17 protein-coding genes and 1 pseudogene are annotated in these 18298 nt (G+C 43.7%); 4 read left to right on the top strand and 14 right to left on the bottom strand.

The window, feature by feature from the left end; all coding sequences use genetic code 11:
* Positions 1-205 precede the first annotated feature (205 nt).
* The 3 genes from C4K46_RS01675 to C4K46_RS01690 all read right to left on the bottom strand — a co-directional run bounded on the left by C4K46_RS01675 (position 206) and on the right by C4K46_RS01690 (position 2044).
* Positions 206-553, bottom strand: coding sequence for a class Ib ribonucleoside-diphosphate reductase assembly flavoprotein NrdI (locus tag C4K46_RS01675; RefSeq protein ID WP_209626709.1), 348 nt, complete (start codon positions 551-553; stop codon positions 206-208).
* Positions 554-721: 168 nt separating this feature from the next.
* Entirely contained in the window at positions 722-1069 is a 348-nt protein-coding gene (locus C4K46_RS01680; RefSeq protein ID WP_209626711.1) for a class Ib ribonucleoside-diphosphate reductase assembly flavoprotein NrdI, read from the bottom strand.
* 393 nt (positions 1070-1462) lie between these two features.
* On the bottom strand, positions 1463-2044 hold the full coding sequence (locus C4K46_RS01690) for a TetR/AcrR family transcriptional regulator (protein ID WP_209626713.1): 582 nt from the start codon (positions 2042-2044) through the stop codon (positions 1463-1465).
* Between the two features lie 223 nt (positions 2045-2267).
* Here C4K46_RS01690 and C4K46_RS01695 point away from each other — a divergent pair, with 223 nt between their 5' ends.
* Positions 2268-3221, top strand: a complete 954-nt coding sequence (locus C4K46_RS01695) for a hypothetical protein (RefSeq protein WP_209626716.1) — start codon at positions 2268-2270, stop codon at positions 3219-3221.
* A 142-nt stretch (positions 3222-3363) separates the two neighbouring features.
* Here C4K46_RS01695 and C4K46_RS01700 read toward each other — a convergent pair whose 3' ends face one another.
* Genes C4K46_RS01700 through C4K46_RS01715 form a run of 4 tightly spaced genes read right to left on the bottom strand, consistent with a single transcriptional unit; the run spans position 3364 to position 6019 of the window.
* The gene (locus C4K46_RS01700) at positions 3364-3786 is read right to left on the bottom strand and encodes a DUF3021 domain-containing protein (protein WP_245335100.1); all 423 of its coding nucleotides are present in this window, start codon (positions 3784-3786) and stop codon (positions 3364-3366) included.
* A 7-nt stretch (positions 3787-3793) separates the two neighbouring features.
* Positions 3794-4249, bottom strand: coding sequence for a LytTR family DNA-binding domain-containing protein (locus C4K46_RS01705; RefSeq protein ID WP_209626718.1), 456 nt, complete (start codon positions 4247-4249; stop codon positions 3794-3796).
* A gap of 12 nt (positions 4250-4261) precedes the next feature.
* Positions 4262-5140 carry an ABC transporter permease gene (locus tag C4K46_RS01710; RefSeq protein ID WP_209626720.1) on the bottom strand — a complete coding sequence of 293 codons (879 nt, stop codon included), beginning with the start codon at positions 5138-5140 and terminating at the stop codon, positions 4262-4264.
* Positions 5141-6019 (bottom strand): ABC transporter ATP-binding protein, encoded by an 879-nt coding sequence (locus C4K46_RS01715; RefSeq protein ID WP_209626722.1) that lies wholly within the window; start codon positions 6017-6019, stop codon positions 5141-5143.
* 319 nt (positions 6020-6338) lie between these two features.
* On the opposite strand from C4K46_RS01715, the gene C4K46_RS01720 reads away from it, so the two are divergent.
* On the top strand, positions 6339-7037 hold the full coding sequence (locus tag C4K46_RS01720; protein WP_209626724.1) for a TipC family immunity protein: 699 nt from the start codon (positions 6339-6341) through the stop codon (positions 7035-7037).
* A 42-nt stretch (positions 7038-7079) separates the two neighbouring features.
* Here C4K46_RS01720 and C4K46_RS01725 read toward each other — a convergent pair whose 3' ends face one another.
* The 4 genes from C4K46_RS01725 to C4K46_RS01735 all read right to left on the bottom strand — a co-directional run bounded on the left by C4K46_RS01725 (position 7080) and on the right by C4K46_RS01735 (position 11091).
* Positions 7080-9050 (bottom strand): ABC transporter permease, encoded by a 1971-nt coding sequence (locus C4K46_RS01725; protein ID WP_209626726.1) that lies wholly within the window; start codon positions 9048-9050, stop codon positions 7080-7082.
* 97 nt (positions 9051-9147) lie between these two features.
* Positions 9148-9276 (bottom strand): hypothetical protein, encoded by a 129-nt coding sequence (locus tag C4K46_RS10595; protein ID WP_275946360.1) that lies wholly within the window; start codon positions 9274-9276, stop codon positions 9148-9150.
* Between the two features lie 164 nt (positions 9277-9440).
* Positions 9441-10421: a sensor histidine kinase gene (locus C4K46_RS01730; RefSeq protein WP_209626728.1), complete on the bottom strand. Its 981-nt coding sequence runs from the start codon at positions 10419-10421 to the stop codon at positions 9441-9443.
* A complete protein-coding gene (locus C4K46_RS01735; RefSeq protein ID WP_209626730.1) occupies positions 10414-11091 on the bottom strand; it encodes a response regulator transcription factor in 678 nt (225 codons plus the stop codon). The genes C4K46_RS01730 and C4K46_RS01735 overlap by 8 nt, the downstream gene beginning before the upstream one ends.
* A gap of 104 nt (positions 11092-11195) precedes the next feature.
* Here C4K46_RS01735 and C4K46_RS01740 point away from each other — a divergent pair.
* Together C4K46_RS01740 and C4K46_RS01745 are read left to right on the top strand one after the other, a co-directional pair.
* Positions 11196-12401: pseudogene (locus C4K46_RS01740) on the top strand (DUF2974 domain-containing protein).
* A 187-nt stretch (positions 12402-12588) separates the two neighbouring features.
* Positions 12589-13785 (top strand): ferredoxin reductase family protein, encoded by a 1197-nt coding sequence (locus C4K46_RS01745; RefSeq protein WP_209626732.1) that lies wholly within the window; start codon positions 12589-12591, stop codon positions 13783-13785.
* Between the two features lie 209 nt (positions 13786-13994).
* Here C4K46_RS01745 and C4K46_RS01750 read toward each other — a convergent pair whose 3' ends face one another.
* From C4K46_RS01750 to C4K46_RS01760, 3 genes are all read right to left on the bottom strand, one after another.
* Positions 13995-15305 carry a DUF805 domain-containing protein gene (locus C4K46_RS01750; protein WP_209626734.1) on the bottom strand — a complete coding sequence of 437 codons (1311 nt, stop codon included), beginning with the start codon at positions 15303-15305 and terminating at the stop codon, positions 13995-13997.
* A 65-nt stretch (positions 15306-15370) separates the two neighbouring features.
* Complete coding sequence (locus tag C4K46_RS01755; protein WP_209626736.1) at positions 15371-17611, bottom strand: DNA internalization-related competence protein ComEC/Rec2; 2241 nt, start codon at positions 17609-17611, stop codon at positions 15371-15373.
* Complete coding sequence (locus tag C4K46_RS01760) at positions 17595-18248, bottom strand: helix-hairpin-helix domain-containing protein (RefSeq protein WP_209626738.1); 654 nt, start codon at positions 18246-18248, stop codon at positions 17595-17597. Before C4K46_RS01760 ends, C4K46_RS01755 begins: the two co-directional genes overlap by 17 nt.
* Between the last annotated feature and the right edge of the window lie 50 nt (positions 18249-18298).

Raw genomic sequence — 18298 nt, forward strand, 5'->3', positions numbered from 1 at the left:
TAAAAAAACAAGAAAAATCTATGTTTTTCCCATTTTTTGAAAAAAACTCCCAATCAAGTAAACTTTGATTGGGAGTTTAGTATTTAATGAAGAAACTTGCCCTCAATTTAGTCTTGGATAGACAGACTAAAATGCTGGTAAGCCAGTATTTAGCACTAGGTTCAAAAGATAGAAAGGCCTCCATCAAAAAGAGAACTTTTGCTGCTTAAAGATTTTCTAGAAAGGCTTTGACGGCCTCCTGGTCGGCAAGTTGGCCCGAACCTTCAATATCTCGGATATGGTGGAGACCGTATTTCTCAACAATCAATGGGCTAGCCCCACAAAAGGTTTTGGCAAATCTTTTCCGATCGCCATTGACCACAAAACCCTTAATCAGATGGGCATGCTTTTTGATAAAGCGCTTGGTGGACCAAGGAATTTTTCCATAACCGGCATTTCGTGTCACTAAAATACAGGGTTGGGTCAACTTTTCCTTGACCGACTGACTGGGGTAGCCCAGACTTTGAGCAAAGGCCTGACCCAGGCCCGTCCTACTATCATAAACAACAATCATAAAGAACCTACTTTCCTAAAAAGAAACTAGCCAACCAGATCACAAGACCTAGCACTCTTGGTCTTATTCTAACATAAAAAGGAAGAAAACTTAAGCCCTCTCTCTTTTGAAAAATAAAACTCTAAGTCAAGAGCCGACAGCACCTTCAACTTAGAGTTTCCTTTATCATCAGTGATTTTCTATCCATTCTTTCACTAGTCTGGCATCCTCGGGATTACCAGCTCCCTCAATATTTCTAATATGGAGCAAGCCATATTTTTCAACAATGAGGGGAGACGCTCCGCAAAAAGTCGCTGCATGCTTGATCCTATCGCCATTTACGACAAAGCCCTTAATCAGATGGGTGTGCTTTTTGATAAAACGCTTGGTGGACCAAGGAATTTTCCCAGCGCCAACATTTCGCGTGATGAGGATACAATCTTGGTCTAATTTTTCCTTAACGGACTGACTTGGGTAGCCCAGACTTTCTGCAAAAGCCTTGCCCAAACCCGTGTGGCTATCATAAACGATAATCATAAGTGACCTACTTTCTTAAAAAGAGCATGGTGAACCAAGCCGCAAAGCCCAGCACAACGACAATGGAAATGAGCCGCAAAATCATATCCATTTCCTGAATTTGGTAAATATACCAAGAAGATGCTAGCGTAGCAAGCGCCAGACTGGCTAGCTTACAAACTCGCTGCCGCCAAAGACAATGGTTAAAAGACCGATAATGATAATGCAAAAGCCCAAAATACTCAAACCACTCATTGTGATACCTCCTTTGTTTTCCATGATATTTCCTCCTTCTGTTTTTGAATGAATATTTTTTATTATTCATTCATTTTTGAACCAAAAAATAAATTCATAGCTGTGAGGAAAGATTTACCGGCAATCTTCCCCCAAACCATTTGTAGCAAGCTATCTTTTTCAAGACTGGGGCTTATCTGCGAAAATTCCCTTGACGAAATACCGAATCAGAGTAGGCATCGCCTCATTGTAGCCAGCAAAATCTGCTTCCGTCATATGGCAGTCCACATAGTAAAGTAATTGGTAGACCTGCATGATTTCTTCAATCAAATCGGGCGCAATTCCTTCTTCTTGTAGCCGCTCGGAAAAAGTCTCAACCAAAAATTGATGAAAATTGTAGTTTTTCTTTACTTCTTCTGATGAAAAATGCTGGTGCAAAACGGGGGAAATCGCTGGATTGCTCCATTCCGTCAGGATTTTGTTCTGCAAGATTAAGCTAAAATTGACCTGAAAAAACTGCTCTATCAGGGCTTCTGGCTCAGCCTGCCAGTCCACCTGCTGGATAATCTTCTCCCGCACCGTCGCATTTTCTTCAATATAAACATCAAGGAAAATGGCTTCCTTGGAAGCGTAGTGCTTGTAGAAAGAGCCCACCGCCATGCCTGCCCGCTTGGTAATGTCCGAGATATTAGTGCTTTTATAGCCTTTCTGGGCAAAAACGTCCCGCGCAGCCTGACGCAGTTTTGCTTTTTTATCCGTCATTCTCCCCCTCCTTTTGTGAATGAATACATTTTTCTATTCATTCACATTGTAACACCTTGGGAGGCTTTTGTCAAACCTTATTTTATGCTATAATTTAAACAGCAATAAATCATGTGCGGGGAGGCTTGTCTTTATTGCTTGTCCTTGATATAAGACTTAGTCTTGTATCTCAGTCTAGAAGAAAGTTTTTTCTTCTCCCATCTAAGCATTTATGGAGGAAAACATGCTTAAGGAAAAACGAAAAAAATTTTTTGTGACTAACATTGTCATTGCTAGTATCTTTCTCTTGATTGGTGGCGGATTTTTCTTCTTCAATCTGACCAACACTTCCCCAGCCAAGCTGGAAAAGGAAGGGGCTGTCTTTAAAGGAGAAAAGACCAAGAATGACCCGACGGAAGTTCTGGTGGATGTTTATTGGATTACTCCAGAGCCTGTAGCCGACATTGATAATAAGACCCAACTCTGGGTGGCCCAATATGACAAGGGATTTTTCGCCCTTCAAGCCAGTCCTGATGACAAGGATATTGCCCGCCTGATTAAAAAAGGCAAGAGCTTAGCCGACAAGCCAGAAAAACTGGTTGGGAAATACTTTGATGCCCACTATAGCAGTAATAAGACCATCAAGGACTATGCTAACTTTATGCAGGGTCTACTCAAGGATCTGAAGGCGGATGAGGAACTTACCCGTAACTTCTCCTACTATAGCTATGTCTCACTATCAGAGTATAAGTCTGGTCAGCTAACCACTACTATCGCTGCCGGAGTCTTCTCTCTGCTTGCTGCCTTCTTTGTCTTCAATGCCTTTTATACTCAAAAGAAGAGCAATAAGGCCTATGAGGAACTCTATCAGAACTATCCTGAACTAAACGGTAGCTTGGAGCAACTGGCCCATGTAGCCAGCTATCAGGACCCTCAACTCAAGATTTATATCTACAAAAACCACCTGATGGTTGATTACAGTAGCTTCCTAATCTTGGATTTACGGGAAGTCAAGCAGCTTTACCACCATCTTTTAAGGGTTAGGGGTAGCCGCAATTCGAGCCTGATTGCTCGTCTGAAAAATGGGAAAACTAAAAATCTGCCCTTTAAGAATATCGGGAAAGCTACAGATGAACAAGTAAATGAGGTCTTTAACTACCTCTACCAACACTTCCCTGATATTTACCTGGGAGTTTAAGAGCAGGCTCAAAGAGTCTGGAAGCAAAAGATTGCTATGATAGAAGTTGCTTGCTAAAACTCCTATCAACTAATCATATAAAAAACCAACAAGTAGGATTCTGAATGGCAGAAGCCCAACTTGTTGGCTTTTTCATTTGACTCTAGACTTTCTTGCTAGTTTCTTTTTTCCTTGCTCGCCGCTTATCCAGGGCCTGATTGATCTTTTGCGTCTTTAGATAACCATCTAGGATAAAGTAAAGACAGGTAAAGAGATAAATCAGGATATACTCCAACCAAAAAATCGGCTTGATTAGCTGGGAGAGCCAGTCATTGTAAATCATGGTGGCTGATAGCAAAATGGCTGTCAAGATACAGTGGAGAATGAGGCTCTGGAGTTTGGAGAGCGCATCTCGTTCAAAAACTAGCTGAGTCACCAGACCAATCAAGGCACTAAAGACGAGTACACTGTAAATATTTTTGGCACTGGGAGGCGATTGTTGAATTTCTAAGGCGATAACTAAGAGATAGATAAAAGCGCCTATTCGTAAACCTTCAATCATTCCTAATATAATTTTTTTCATCATTTTCCTCCTAAATCCCTAGATAGTCCATCAAACCCTTAAGGTACTTACGACTAACATCTGCTTTGATTTGCTTGCTCAGCTTGGCTTTCATATTCCCAGAAAAGCTATCCGACAGGGACTCAAGATGGTCGATATTGATGAGAGCATGCTTAGAGATTTGGATAAAATTGGGACTATTGAGCCGCCGGCTAAAATGGGTCAAACTTTCGGTCGTCTGATAGGTCCCCTCACTGGTATAGACTAAGAGGTTAGTCTTGGTAATATCGGCCAGAATGATATTATCTAGCCGAATCATCAAGATTTTATCATCTGTCTTAATGGGAATCAGCTTGGCCTGGCTTCTCTGAAAACCTTGTAGGTAGGCAAAGACCTCCTGAGCCTCGTCCGTTAATTGCTCCGCTTTGACTAGAACCAAGGGGTCAGCCGATGAATATTGGGGATCTACTTCAAATTTTGTTTGCAAGAGAGACTCCTCCTAGTTTCTTGATTGAACCTTGACCTTTAGGAGACGACTTGTCCGAGCCTGAAGCAGGATCCAAAGACCTAAAAGCAAGGTTAAAACTACTACAACTATATAGTAAGTCTCCTGCCTTGTCAAGAGGCTGTCCCAGTGCAAACGGATACCCATGATTTTTTCAAACTGGTCGGCGGCTTTTTCATTATTGACAAAGGCAGTAGCCATGCCCTCCTTCATCATGACTTGGCGAAACAGCGAGGCGATATAGGTTGACGGGGTCAGCTTCATCAGATATTGAGCAGACTGGGGCAGGCTGCCAATCGGTACATAGGTCCCAACTAGAAAGCCAGAGGCAGCACCAACAATATTGGCAAACCGGCCTAAATTATCCAGCGAGTGAAAACGTCGAACGATTAGCAGATTGAAAAGGCTAGCCAAAGCAGCACTTAAGAGCATCACTAGGCTCAATTCTGGAAGTACACTCAGGGAAAAGTTGATTTGATCGGTCAGGCAAAAGTAGCTGACCATGACCAGAAAGACCAAGACCTGCATGATGAAGCTGATAAAAGTGGCCGTTAGGAGATAGGAAAATTCCAAGCCCCAAGGGCCAAGGTCGGTCAGATAGAGGTCATTAGCAACCTGCTTCTCCCTATCTGCAACCAATTGCCCCAGGGCAGAAAGGCTGGTGGTTAGGCCAGTAATAGTCAAGGTCCCACCGATTAACCAGAAATCCAAGAGGGTATTGGTATTGGGAACCCGGGCCCAATCGGCCTTGATATTGGCCTTGAGAAAAATCAGATATAAGAAAAAGGAAATCAGAGCCCCCAGCAGGGAAGTAAACACCCCACTGCGATTTCTGAAATAAAGCCAGCAGTTTCTTTTCACTAACATCAACATCTAACGTACCTCTCTTCCTGTTAAAGCCATAAAGGCATCGTCCATGGTGCCCGGTCGATATTCAAAATGGCTAATGAGGGACTTGGTCTGGCTCAAAAGCTCTAAGGCCTGCTCGCTAGTTTCAAGAGTTAGGATAAACTCTCCCTCCCTCTTTTCTTCCATAGAAGAGGCGGGCAAACCATAGTCAGCAAGGGCCTGCTCAAAGGCTGGAGCGTCCCAGGTGCTAATCTTGAGTAAGTTTTGCGCATAGTCCTTCTTAATATCGGTCGCAGAGCCCTGGGCGATAATCCGTCCTTGATCAACGATATAGACCTGATCGGCATCATCCGCCTCATCTAAATAGTGGGTCGTTAAGACAACTGTCAGGGCCTGCTTTTCTTGCAAGTGGCGCAAGAGTTGCCAAATGGCTGCCCTGGTCTGAATATCTAAACCAGTCGTCGGCTCATCTAAAAAGAGAATATCGGGACTATTGAGTAGGGCACGCGCAATATCCACCCGCCGCTTTTGACCACCAGATAGACTGCCATAGGTCTGCTGGGCAAAATTTGTCAAACCCAGCTGGTCTATAACCTCTTCTACCCTGTCACTTTCCAATCCCCGATACTGCCGGGCTCGGATTTCCAAATTTTCCCGAACGGTCAAAGCCTGGTCTAAAACACTATTTTGAAAAACCACGCCTAGTTTTATCTTTTCTTGATAGATAATGCGACCACCCGAAGGTTGGATTAGACCGATTAACATCTGAATGGTTGTTGACTTGCCCGCTCCATTGGGTCCCAAAATGGCTGTAAAACTTCCACGATTGATTGACAAGTTTAGCCCATTTACCGCTGGCTTATTGCCATAGAGCTTAGAGACATTTTTCGTTTCCAATAACATAGCATTTCCTTTCTGTCAGTTACAAACTTTTAACAAAGAGAACTTCCCTTTCACAGCTTATCTTAACAGAATACTTGGGGCAAATCTCGCCTTTCCCCACAAGTGGTCAAAATAAGAGTACAAGAGGTCAAATAGCAAGATGAAAGACTAGAAAAACCCCTGCTAAGGTTTGACAGCCTTACTATAAATGGCTACAATATTACTAATAAAGAGGAGGGGCAACTAGTAGCCCCAAAAATTATCAAGAAAGAAACCGGTCAGTCTTTCAAAAAGAACCTAAGAACAATACGGTTTTGACGAGCAGACAGCCAAGATTATTATGAAAAAACGTATTTTTTATATTCTTTTTATCACTCTAATATTGGTGTTGGGAAGTTATCACTATATAAAAATTAGCGAATATCATTCACTTACTAATCCTTTAAAGGAACTATATTATGGCGAAACCAGATACCGAAATTTTCTAGGACTTCCCTTATTTAGCAATTTAATAAGGAGCAACCAGTCCTATCGTGAAGAGCCGACATGGATTAACTATCCGTCATCATTTGAACATGAGGGAGAAGAAAAATCTATTTATATCAATAAATACGATACAATGATTTTCCAATATAAAAAGAAATTAGCAGATAATACTTTTCTTTTTATCACTTACAGTTATAAAAATTCTAAGATTACCGAAAATATTGAGTTGTCTAACGGTGACCTTTCCACTGCTTTTGCTCAGGAACGAATACAAGAAAGTAAAAAAGATAAAGAAAGTGAGTTAACACTCAAAGAAATTTACCAATTCTATAATCTTGATTATCCCAAACAACAAAATATATCGAGTTCTAACAAGGTCCTTGACTACCTCAAAACCTACAATATCGACAAGGCTTGGTTGGAGAAAAAATCGCATGAAATTCTCTATGATGATGTCTTAAAAGTCTGGTTTGAAAAAGGTAGTCAGCGCTATTCTTTCAAAAACCTTGGTGATTTAAAGATTGAACGAGCGGAGATGTTTACAAGTGAATAATTGTTTCCAAAAAAGGCAGGCCAAGTGGCCTGTCTTTTATCTTTATCTGCTGACAATTCTTTGGTAGCTATGGGAGGTCAGGCTGAAAACGCTGATGTAGATGAGGAAAAAGATAAGGGCGATGCCTAGGCTAGTCTGGATGAGTAAGCCAAGATTGGTCACTCCGAGAATTTTAAGAATTAAAGTCAACATCTTAAAAGCAGCTGCCAGATGCAAGAAGGCAAAGCATAAGGGAAGGAAAAAGACGGTCAAGATTTGCTTACCAATGGTTTTTCTAACTTCCTGCTTATCCAGACCGACTTTTTCCAGAATAATAAAGTTCTGCCGGTCCTCATAACCTTCTGAAATTTGCTTATAGTAGATGACCAGTACGGTGGCTACTAGAAAGATAAAGGAGAGAAAAACTCCGATAAAGAGTAGAGTCCCTACTGTTTCCTTGCTGACTTTTTCAACTTCAGACCGCATCGTTAGGATAAGCGATTTATCGTCCTGGCCTTGACCTAAATGGGTCCCTAAGTCTTGATAGAGGTCCTGGAGAAAAGCTTGATTTTGCTTATCTTTCGTCTCCAGTCCTAGATAATGACTTTTGGCTCCCTTTAGTTGCAGACTGGCTGGCTGATTGACGACCAGATACAGGTGCTTGTTAAAACTGATTTTATTGGGATTGCTGAGGTGGCCATGGCTAAAGTCCTGGTTCAATATTTGTTTGACGGTCCAATCTTTCCCGGCTAGCTTTAATTTTTGTCCCTGGCTTAGTTGAAATCCTTCTTGATAAACCAAGACTTCATGGTCCTTCAAGGTCAGCTTATTGCCGGTCATTTTTTCATAATCTTGCCGAGAAATTACTAACAAATCGCCTAGATTTTCTCCTCCCTTCTTACTAGTTGGCTCTTTAAACTGGTTTTTTCCTGTTTGCAAAATCGGCTGGCTCTGACTTAGATAGGACTTGATTTGGATATCCTTGAGGCCATGTTTTTTAGCCAGCTCTGTGACCTTATCCAGGATTTGGGGGTCAACCTCTTCTTTTGCCTGACTCCTTACAAGATTGTAGGCATGAGGATAGAGGGTATCTAAGTAGTCCTTATTTCCAATATAAATATTGATTGAGCCCGTTAGGGTGACCAAGAGCATGGTTGAAAGGAGGGAAATGGTTGCCAAACCAGCTGCGTTTTTGCGCATCCTAGAGATAAGGTTAGAATAGGCGATAAGGTTGCTGGCCTTCTTATAATAGCTTGGACGGCTCTTTAGAAATTTTAAGAAGGAAATGGTCCCAGCATTAAAAAGGAGAAAACTAGCCAGAATAACCAGTAGCACAGCCAAGAAAAAGTTGGGCAGGGCCGATACTGGATGGGTAATCCTAAGGGCGATAAAGTAGGCTGTGCTCAAGAGAATCAAGCCTAGCAGGCTTTGTAGGCCCAAAAAGCGGCCTTCCTTTTCACCGACCCGGCTTTCCCTCAGTAAATTGAGGGAGCTGTAATTGACGATACGCAGGGAATTAAGACCCAAAATCAAGACAAAGGCCAGACCTAGGCTAAAAAGAGGCCAAAGGAGGTTGCTCCATTGGAAGAGGGAGGAGATGGCAAGGGGCATATCAATCAATTTGAGTAAAAAGTGATAGAGAGCAGACTCCATGGAAATCCCCAAAAGGAGGCCCAGACCTAGGATTACTAGGTATAAGAGAATCAACTCCCATAAGGTCATCAAGAGGAGATGCTTCTTTTCCATCCCCAATATTCGGTAAAGTCCCAGCTCTCGCCAGCGATTTTTCATCACAAAGCTATTGCCATAGACCACTAGAATCAAGAGGGCCAGCTGGACAATATAAATCCCCAAACGCAGGGTCGTCCGAGCTGCCGTTCCTCCATAGGAGGCTTCCATATTAGGACCATGGGCTAGGGCCACAAAACTATAAAGGATACTGGTCGCTAAAATCAGAGCCAGGGCAAAGGGATAATAAAGATGGCGGTTTTTGACTAGATTAGAAAGAGCTAGTTTACTGGTTAACTGAAACATGAAAAACACCTCACTACTTCCTAGAAACAAACTGATGGAGTCTCAATAGCAGGGAACCAATCATCAGCCAGAAAGGAACTGGCTGCGAGCTTTAAACTCAATGCTCAAACTGGAGCCAAAAATAATACTGGCTCATCTGATAGAGGAGCTGGCTCTTAGCCACCTGGTCCTTGATTGCTTGGCTTTGTTTTGGCTGGTCTTTTTGTAAAATCAATCTTTTTTTCATGATGTTTTCCTTTCCGAAGTTTAGGTCTGGCTCAAATCTTGACTAGATCCACTTCCCTTTCTTCTAGTTCTATCATATAAAAAAAGAAAGGCGGTTGCCATAACCTAACCTTTCATTTTAAGACTAAAACTTACACTTTTGTAAGACAAGCTTGTAAAGACCTACTAATCCAGAAGGAGTTTTTGCTTGCTCAAGTTCAGACAGACCTTGGTTCCCTGCCCCACCTGTGATTCCAGACTCAAGCCATGCCCTAATTTATCCGCAATTTGCTTGGACAAATAAAGGCCCAAACCTGAGGACTGCTGGGTCAGACGTCCGTTATAGCCGGAAAAACCCCGCTCAAAGATTCGTTTTAAATCGCTAGAGCGAATGCCCAGACCAGTGTCCCTCAAGTAAAGGCAGTCACCCTGACAGTAAATCTCAATCTCTCCCTCCTGGGTATATTTGAGACTGTTGGATAGGACCTGCTCTAAAATTACCAGGAACCACTTCTTATCCGTAATCACCAGCCTATCCAAATCATGTAGATTTAAGCGCAAGCCCTTTTGGATAAAGAAGAGGGCGTATTTCTTCACCACTTCCTTGACCAAGTCGTGAAGATTTTCCTCAGCCAGGACCAAGTCATCATGAAAACTTTCCAGGCGCAGATACTGGAGGACTAAATTGACATAGGATTCAATCTTAAAAATCTCCTGTTCTAACTGCTTCTTACTGTCTGCCTCCTTTAAGTCTTGGACCAGGAGGGAGCTTGCAGCAATAGGGGTCTTAATCTGGTGGGCCCAGAGGGTATAGTAGTCCAGCAAGTCATTCTTGCTCTCTTTTTCTAGGGCCAACTGCTCCCGCTTTTCTGCCTTTAGGTCCTCTATCTTTTCAAATAGCAGAGCTTCTAAGGCTGTTTGGGGCCTACCCGACTCATAGAGTTTTTCCCGACGAAAGTTCTGGTAAGAAAAGGCCAAATCTAGCCAAATCATAAAGACTGAAAAAAAGAGGAAAATCAGCAATAGATAATGAAGCAAGGAGCGGTAATCATCAAATAAGGCAGCCAAGAGGAACAAGAGCAGATCGCAAATCAAAAGTAGGACCAACTGGTAGCGAATCCCGTAGATGTGTTGCTTTAAAAAGAAAATTTTATCTCGCCTATCCATGAGCCAAGCCGTACCCTATTCCTTTTTTGGTATCGATGAAATTTTTGAGGCCAGAGCTCTCCAATTTTTTTCGCAGGCGGGCAACATTGACCGACAAGGTATTGTCATCGATAAAGAAGTCGCTATTCCAGAGTTCGCGCATCAAATCATCACGCGCCACAATGCTCCCTGCATGCTCAAAGAGGACCCGCAAAATCTGAAATTCATTCTTGGTCAAGGAAACTACCTGTCCCTCAACCAGCAGGTCCATCGATTTGAGATTGAGGATGACTCCTTGGTACTCTAAGAGGTTTTGATCCGTCCCAAATTCATAGGAGCGCCGCAGAAGCCCTTGAATCTTGGCCAAGAGGACATTATTATCAAAGGGCTTGGTCACATAGTCATCTGCCCCCATATTGATAGCCATCACAATATCCATGGCCTGGTCGCGCGAGGATAAAAACATAATAGGCAGGGTTGAAATCTTCCGAATTTCCTGGCACCAATGGTAGCCATTAAAGAGAGGAAGGCCAATATCCATCAGGACCAACTGGGGCTCCTCCCGGACAAAATCAGTCAAAACCTGGGTGAAGTCCTCCACCGCAAAGACCTGAAAGCCCCATTGTTCCAATAATTTCTTAATCATTTGCCGAATAATTTGATCATCTTCTACTAAAAAAATCTTATGCATGGTCATACCACCTCTAACTTCTTCCTTCTATTATAACAAATATCCCAAGCTCTAGGGAAAATATGCTATACTAACACTAAGATTACTTATTTGAAGAGGTTCCTATGGAAAATATTTTTACTTATCTAGACCAGGTCGCTCATGACAGTATCTATGATTTGGACTTTACTGCCTTGGATATGCTGGTTTTTGCGGAGCTTAGCTATCTCAACTATGAGCAAATCGTCACTTCTACCCCTCAACTAGAGGAGGCCAAGCGCTTGAGCCAACTAAAAGAAGAAGTCAAGCATGAGCTGTCGGCTATGACGACCAAGGACCGCCTGGCCCTACTTGAACAGGTCGGCCAACTAAAACGCTACAAGAACATCAAGGCCCTGGCCCATGTCAATCAGATTGATGAGGACTTGGAGGTCCAATTTTCAGCCCTAATTTTCCGCCTCAAAAAAGAAAAGTATCTGATTGCCTTTCGTGGGACAGACGACTCGATTATCGGCTGGAAGGAAGATTTTAATATGACCTATATGGATCATGTTCCAGCCCAGATTTTGGCCAAGGAATATGCCCAAAAGATGATGGAAAGTCTAACGGGTCAGTTTGTCTTTGTCGGCCACTCCAAGGGAGGAAACCTAGCGACCTATGCGGCCAGCCAACTCTCTGGTTCATTTCAGGACAGGATTGAGGCCGTTTATAGCTTTGACTCTCCTGGTCTCAATCGTGAATTAGTCCAACAGGCCGGCTATCAGGCTATCTTGCCCAAGCTCAAACCCTATATTCCCCAAGCCTCTATTGTCGGTATGATGTTGGAGTCCACCAAGGAGGCCTTGATTGTCAAAAGTCGAGCCCTGGGTGGCTTCGCCCAGCACAATACCTTCTCCTGGTAAATCCAAAATGGAGACTTCTTTCTCCTTGATTCACTCAAGGCTGACAGTCTCCAGGTCGATAAAACTCTAAAAACTTGGGTGGCCAGCACCTCCGACCAGGAATTAAAAGATTTCTTCGATCTCTTTTTTGGTCTTATCCTGGACGCTGGCATTCAGTCTATTGATGATTTCAGCAAGTTAGAGAATATCAAGAAATTACCGGAGGTCCTCAAAAATGCCCAAGCCCTGTCCGATCAGGAAAAGGACATGCTCTCACGCCTCAGCAAGCTCCTGCTTGATACCCGCTACCAAGCCTGGTGGGAGGACCAAAAACTGCCTAGCCCCAGCAAGATTGCTAGCAATCTCAAGGAAAATCTCTCTAGTCTAGCCAGTAAACTGCCCTTTACTAGCCAGGAAGAGCCAAAAAAAGACGGAGAAACCGAATCCTAGACTAAGCGCTTGGATTAAGGACCAGCCTATCCTTAATCCAAGAACCCTTACTAAAATAAATGGAGAATCGATTTCTTTAAGCGGCTTGCTTTTCAAGAATCCTTGGCCAGAATGAGAGCAATAAAATTGACAGACAAGTTTCCTTCTTGATAAAATGTAATAACAATCATTACAACAAGGAGCAAATATGAAATCATTTAAAGGAATCAGCCTACTTATCCTTAGTCTAGGTCTGACTATTTTTGCCTGGGCCAGCTCTGGCTTAGTCAATTTCATCATCCCAGGCCTAGCCCTTACTACCCTCTCTCTGACCTTTCTGTTAGCCAGTCGCAGCGCCTTGCTGGAGGACTGGTTTCAGGGGATTGAAGAGATGTACTTTTATCATAAGATTTTAGCCGTCTTTTCCCTCATCCTTCTGGCCCTCCATAAGGTAGCCATGAACGGTAGCCTTTGGGGCTCACACTTAGCCGCCCAATTAGGAAATATTGCTATCTATCTCTTCTTTAGTATCGTTATCGTTGCTTATCTGGGCAAGCACATCAAATATGAAGTCTGGCGCTGGGTCCACCGTCTGGTTTATCTAGCCTATATCTTTGGCCTCTTTCATACCTATATGCTGCTAGGAAAAAGTCTGCTTAGTTTCAATCTCTTGAGTATCGTGGTTGCTAGCTATGCTCTAATTGGTCTCTCATCTGGCTTTTACATCATCTTCTTATACCAGACTTTGGCCTTTAAGCATAAAGGCAAGGTCCTAGGACTAAAGAGACTCAACCATGATACCCTAGAAGTGAAAATCCAAGTTGAAAAACCCTTTTCTTACCAGTATGGACAGTTTGCCTTTATCAAAATTTTCCAAGAGGGACTAGAAAGTGCGCCCCACCCCTTCTCTATTTCGGGCGGCCAAGGGAATATCCTCTACTTTACCATAAAAAATTCCGGGGACTTCACCCAGCAGGTCTATGAAAAGCTAGAACTAAATAGCACAGTCAAAATCGACCGAGCTTATGGCCACATGCTTCTAGAGCAAGGCCAGGAAAAGCAAATCTGGATTGCGGGCGGAATCGGAATTACCCCTTTTATCTCCTATCTTCGTGAAAACCCTAGGCTCAATCGCCCTATCAGCTTCTACTATGCCTACTCTGGAGCTGAAAATGCTGTTTATCTTGATTTTCTCCAGGACTATGCCCAAAAGAATCCCCTTTTGGATCTCCACCTAGTGGATAGCAAGATCAGCGGTTATCTGGACTTTAGCGACTATCCCTTGGATAGTCAAACCAGCGTCTTTATGTGTGGTCCGCTTGCCATGATGAACAAGCTAGCCCAGACCTTCAAGAAAATCAATCCTAAGGCGCAACTGATTTACGAAGGCTTCAAATTTAAATAAGAATTAGGCCAAAGCAGCTTTGTCCAGCTCCTAACTAAGCAAGGACTGATAAAGCCTTTCCAGCCCTAACCAACCCTTCAATTACCTCATTTAAAAGTAAGTAAAAATTTAATCAAGGAAAAACTCCCCTCTTTTCTGAATGTCTCTACATTCGATAGAAGGGGAGTTTTCTTCTTTATTCAGCTTCAAATAGACTAGGTTTGGACCTCTTATTGATCGCTTTCAGCCTCTTTTGAATCAGCTTTTAAATCTTCCTGCGCTTGGAAATTAGACTCTTGAGCAGCTTCTACTACTGGCTCTGGCTGAGTAGGACTTTCTGGCTCTGCAGTAGGTGCTGCCACCGGAGCTTGACCTGGAGTCCGGTCAACCAATCCTTGTGACTGAGTCCCTTGACCTGCTTGTGAATCAAAGGAAGTCGCTTCTGGAGTCTGGGGCTCAAATGAATTGACTGGGCCGGCAAATGAGTCTGGTTGGCTCGGATTTTGTGGGTAGCCTTGGCCCGGGAATTGATTAGGTTGGCTCGGATTTTGTGGGTAACCTTGACCGGCAAATTGGTTAGGTTGAATTGGGTTTTGCGGCTGACCTTGACCGGTGAATGGGTTAGGTTGACCCGGATTTGGCACTTGACCTTGACCGGCAAATGGATTAGCTTGGCCAGGGTTTTGCGGCTGACCTTGACCGGTGAATTGATTTGGTTGGCCCGGATTTTGTGGGTAACCTTGATCGGCAAATGGATTAGGCTGGCCAGGGTTTTGCGGCTGACCTTGACCGGCAAATTGGTTAGCTTGACCTGGATTTTGTGGCTGACCTTGACCGGCAAATGGATTTGGTTGACCTGGATTTTGCGGGTAACCTTGGCCTGGAAATTGATTAGCTTGACCTGGATTTTGTGGGTAACCTTGACCGGTGAATGGATTAGGTTGGCCAGGGTTTTGCGGGTAACCTTGATCGGCAAATTGGTTAGCTTGACCTGGATTTTGTGGCTGACCTTGACCGGTGAATGGATTTGGTTGACTCGGATTTTGAGGATAGCCTTGAGCATTAAATGGACCAGTTTGGGCCTGTGCTTGAGGGTCCTTACTTGGCATACTACAAAGAACAAGGATAGCAACAAAGCCCAGAAAGGCCAAGCCTTCAAGTAGGGCAACATCAGATAGGGTTGCTAAAAGAGCTGGGCCAGCCCAAACAAAGATAAAGGCCCAGTGGAAATTAGCATCACGCAAGCGGCGAACAAATAAGGCCAGCTGAGGAATCAAGGCTGCAAGATAATAGACAATGACTAAAATAGCTACGGGAGCAAAGGTCATAATTTCAGAGAAATCTGATAGCTCAATTATGCCATCATCAAGGAAATCCCCAAGGACAGAGCCAAAGCTAGCTATGAGGGTGAAGAAAGCAATTAAAATTAGTGGCAACATTACAATGGTATGCCAGAGCATGGTCCACCAAAAATCTGAGCGGGTAGAGCGCCCCTTAAAGTCAATATAACGAATCCAAAATTGTTTATAAGCGTTTAGCATGTGCCTCTCCTTTATTTTTTATACCTAACATGATACCATTTTTTAGGCTAGGAAACAAGCTGACCTTATCTGACCGTCTCTAGTTGCCAGCTCTGCCAGCCCCTAAATCGGATGGCTCCCTCCTGATCCGTCCGATGGATGATACTGCCTATCTTATTCAAACGTTCCAAGGTCTCTTGATGGGGATGGTGGTAGCGATTATTCTTACCAGCCGAAATCAAAGAAATTTTGGGTGCTATCTGGGCCAGAAATTCTGGACTGGAACTTCCCTTACTACCATGATGGCCCAACTTTAAAACATCTGCCTGGAGCTGGGGGAAACTTTTAAGGAGATTTTGCTCCCCCTCCCTTTCTAAATCACCTGTAAAGAGAAAGCTAGTCCCATAAAATTCTCCGTAAAGGACAATCGAATCATTATTGCCCCCATCTCCAGAACCGCTAGGATAAAGGACCTCTAGATGCTGGTCAAAAATCGGAAATCTATCTCCCACTGCTACTAGGTGGATAGAACTTTTCAACTGGGCTAAATCCTTAAGAAAGTCCTGTCTCTGCAGGCTCCCTTCCGTTATATAGACATCCCTGATTGGCAATTCCCTGGCCACTTCTAACAGATCTCCCACATGATCCTGGTCTGCATGGGTCAAAAAGAGCTGGTCCAGGTGGTCCACGCCTCGACTTTTAAGATAGGGCAACAAGGTCTTACTGGCATTGCTAGAGGTCTTTCTCTTTTGCCAAGCCTTCTGACCATTAAAGTCCAGCCGACCGCCAACATCAATCAAGATGGTTTGCCCCCGCCAATCCCGCAGAAAAATACTGTCTCCTTGACCAATATCTACAAGGGTTATCTCATTTTCCAGGGGAAACTTGCTCCCCATAAATAAAAGTAGGACTGCTGGACCAAGGAGCAAGCGGGAGGTTTTATGCCTTCTAAAATCATAGAGTAGGGCCAAAGTCAGCAAGAGTAAAAGCAAAAGCCAGAGGGGAGGTTTGCCCAAGATTAAGGGTCTGGGAAAGGCCTGGGCAAACCACTGGACTAGCTTTTCCAAACCCACAAAAAGATAATTCAAATCCTTCCATATAAAGAGAGGAGATAGTAAAAAGGCTAGACTTAAGAGCGGTAAAAGGGCCCAGTCAAAGACTAGGGAAAAGAGCAGGGTTAGCAGGACCGACCAGACTTGAAATTCTGAAAAGAAAAAGATTAAAAGGGGCAAGATTCCTAGCGAGAGGACCAGACTTTCTCGAAAAATTCTTGAAGAGCTAGGCAGGTCCTCTAGGCCTAGCATGGCTATGATGAAGGCATAGGCACAGGATAAGAGACCGCCGACAGTTAGTAAGAAAGAAGGACTTATCAAGGACAAAATCATCAAGGTTAAGGCAAAACCATCCAGACTAGCTAGGCCTTTTTGAGCCAGGAACTTTTGCACCAGACTCCGTAAGACCGATACTGAAAAGCCTGTCAAACCGGCGTAAATAAAAGAAAAGAGCAGTTGGAGAATGTCGACTATTTCCCGCCTGAGTCCCAGACGCAAGAGACATTTCCGAAAACCGGTCACAAAAAAGCCCACCTGCATACCTGACAGGGCAAAGAGATGAAGAATCCCTAGACTAGAATAAAGTTGGGTCATCTCCTGAAAGTCCTGATCCAAATCACCAAATAAGAGACCAGTCATATAGTGGCTCATGGGACCGGGAAACTTTTCCTTGATGTAAACCAGGGCCCGCCTTCTCCAAACGGATAAAAAATCAAAAGGACTTTGGGCTGAGAGGGGCTTTTGAGACCTCAACTCCCTTATCTTAAAAATCCGGTCAATTCCCTGACTCTTCAAATAGGCTCGGTAATTAAAGCCCGAAAAGTTACGCTCCTCCTCGGCCAGACTTAGGTCTCCCCTTACTTCCAATAAGGTCAAATCGCTCAAATGCTGGAAAAATTCTTGTTCAGTTGCTGACTTGAGCTGATAGTAAACCTGGTAGGTCCTTCCTTCTTGCCTAGCCCGAAAGGAAAGAGAAGAACCATTCACCTGAATAGTATCTGGTAAGAGGACAAGCTGGCTCAGACTTTTAGGAGCTGTCAAAAATTCCTGATCCCGACTGAAACGCTGCCAAGCAAAAAAGAGGAAAAAAGGCGCCAAGAGGCATAGACTAAGAAGACCGGTCTTTAGGGGATAAAAGAAAAAGAGTCGATAGAGTCCAAAACAGAGAACAGCTAGACTGAGGAGGTTGCTGACATAGATAGCAAAATAAGCAAGCAAGAGCAAAAAAGCCAGATAAATCGGCGGGAGGGGTAATTTTTTAATCCACTGTGACATAATCACGCAATTTCTCCAAGGTCTTATCCCCAATGCCTGAAACCTCTTTTAATTCCTCCACACTGTCAAACTTTCCCTTGGACTCCCGATAGGCGATAATATCCTGGGCTTTTTTCTGCCCGATTCCTGATATGGTCTGCAATTCCTCCTGGCTGGCAGTATTGAGATTCACCTTGGCCTGCCCCTGGGCTGAGCTAGCTGGGTTGGCACTATTGGAGGCTAGAGTCGCCCCTTCTTCTCCCTGCCGCGCGACATAGATAAGGTCTTCGTCCTTTAACTTCTGGGCTAAATTAACCGAGCGTGAATCGGCATCATCGGTCAAACCACCAGCCTTTTCCAAGGCATCGTGCAGGCGACTTTGACTGGCTAGCTGATAAACTCCCGGTCTTTTAACAGCCCCTTTGACATCAACGGTAATGGTAGCCGACTCTGAACTGGTCTGGCTGGCTTCCTTTTTGCTTTCTTGAGGTAAAGAAGAGGAAGACTTGCTAGTTCTTTCCTCTAACAATTCTTGCAGATTAGAGGTCTGACTGGGCTGACTCTGGCTCCAAAAAAGATAGAGGCCCAGAAAGAATAGCCCCGCAAAAAGCAAGGGGAGCCGGTAGTTTTTTAACTTTTTGATCATTTCTTCTAGCATGATTTCTCCTTTATCTAACTATTCGTAAAAGAGACGGAAAATAAAGAAAA

Source organism: Streptococcus oricebi, from assembly GCF_017883985.1.
GTDB lineage: Bacteria > Bacillota > Bacilli > Lactobacillales > Streptococcaceae > Streptococcus > Streptococcus oricebi.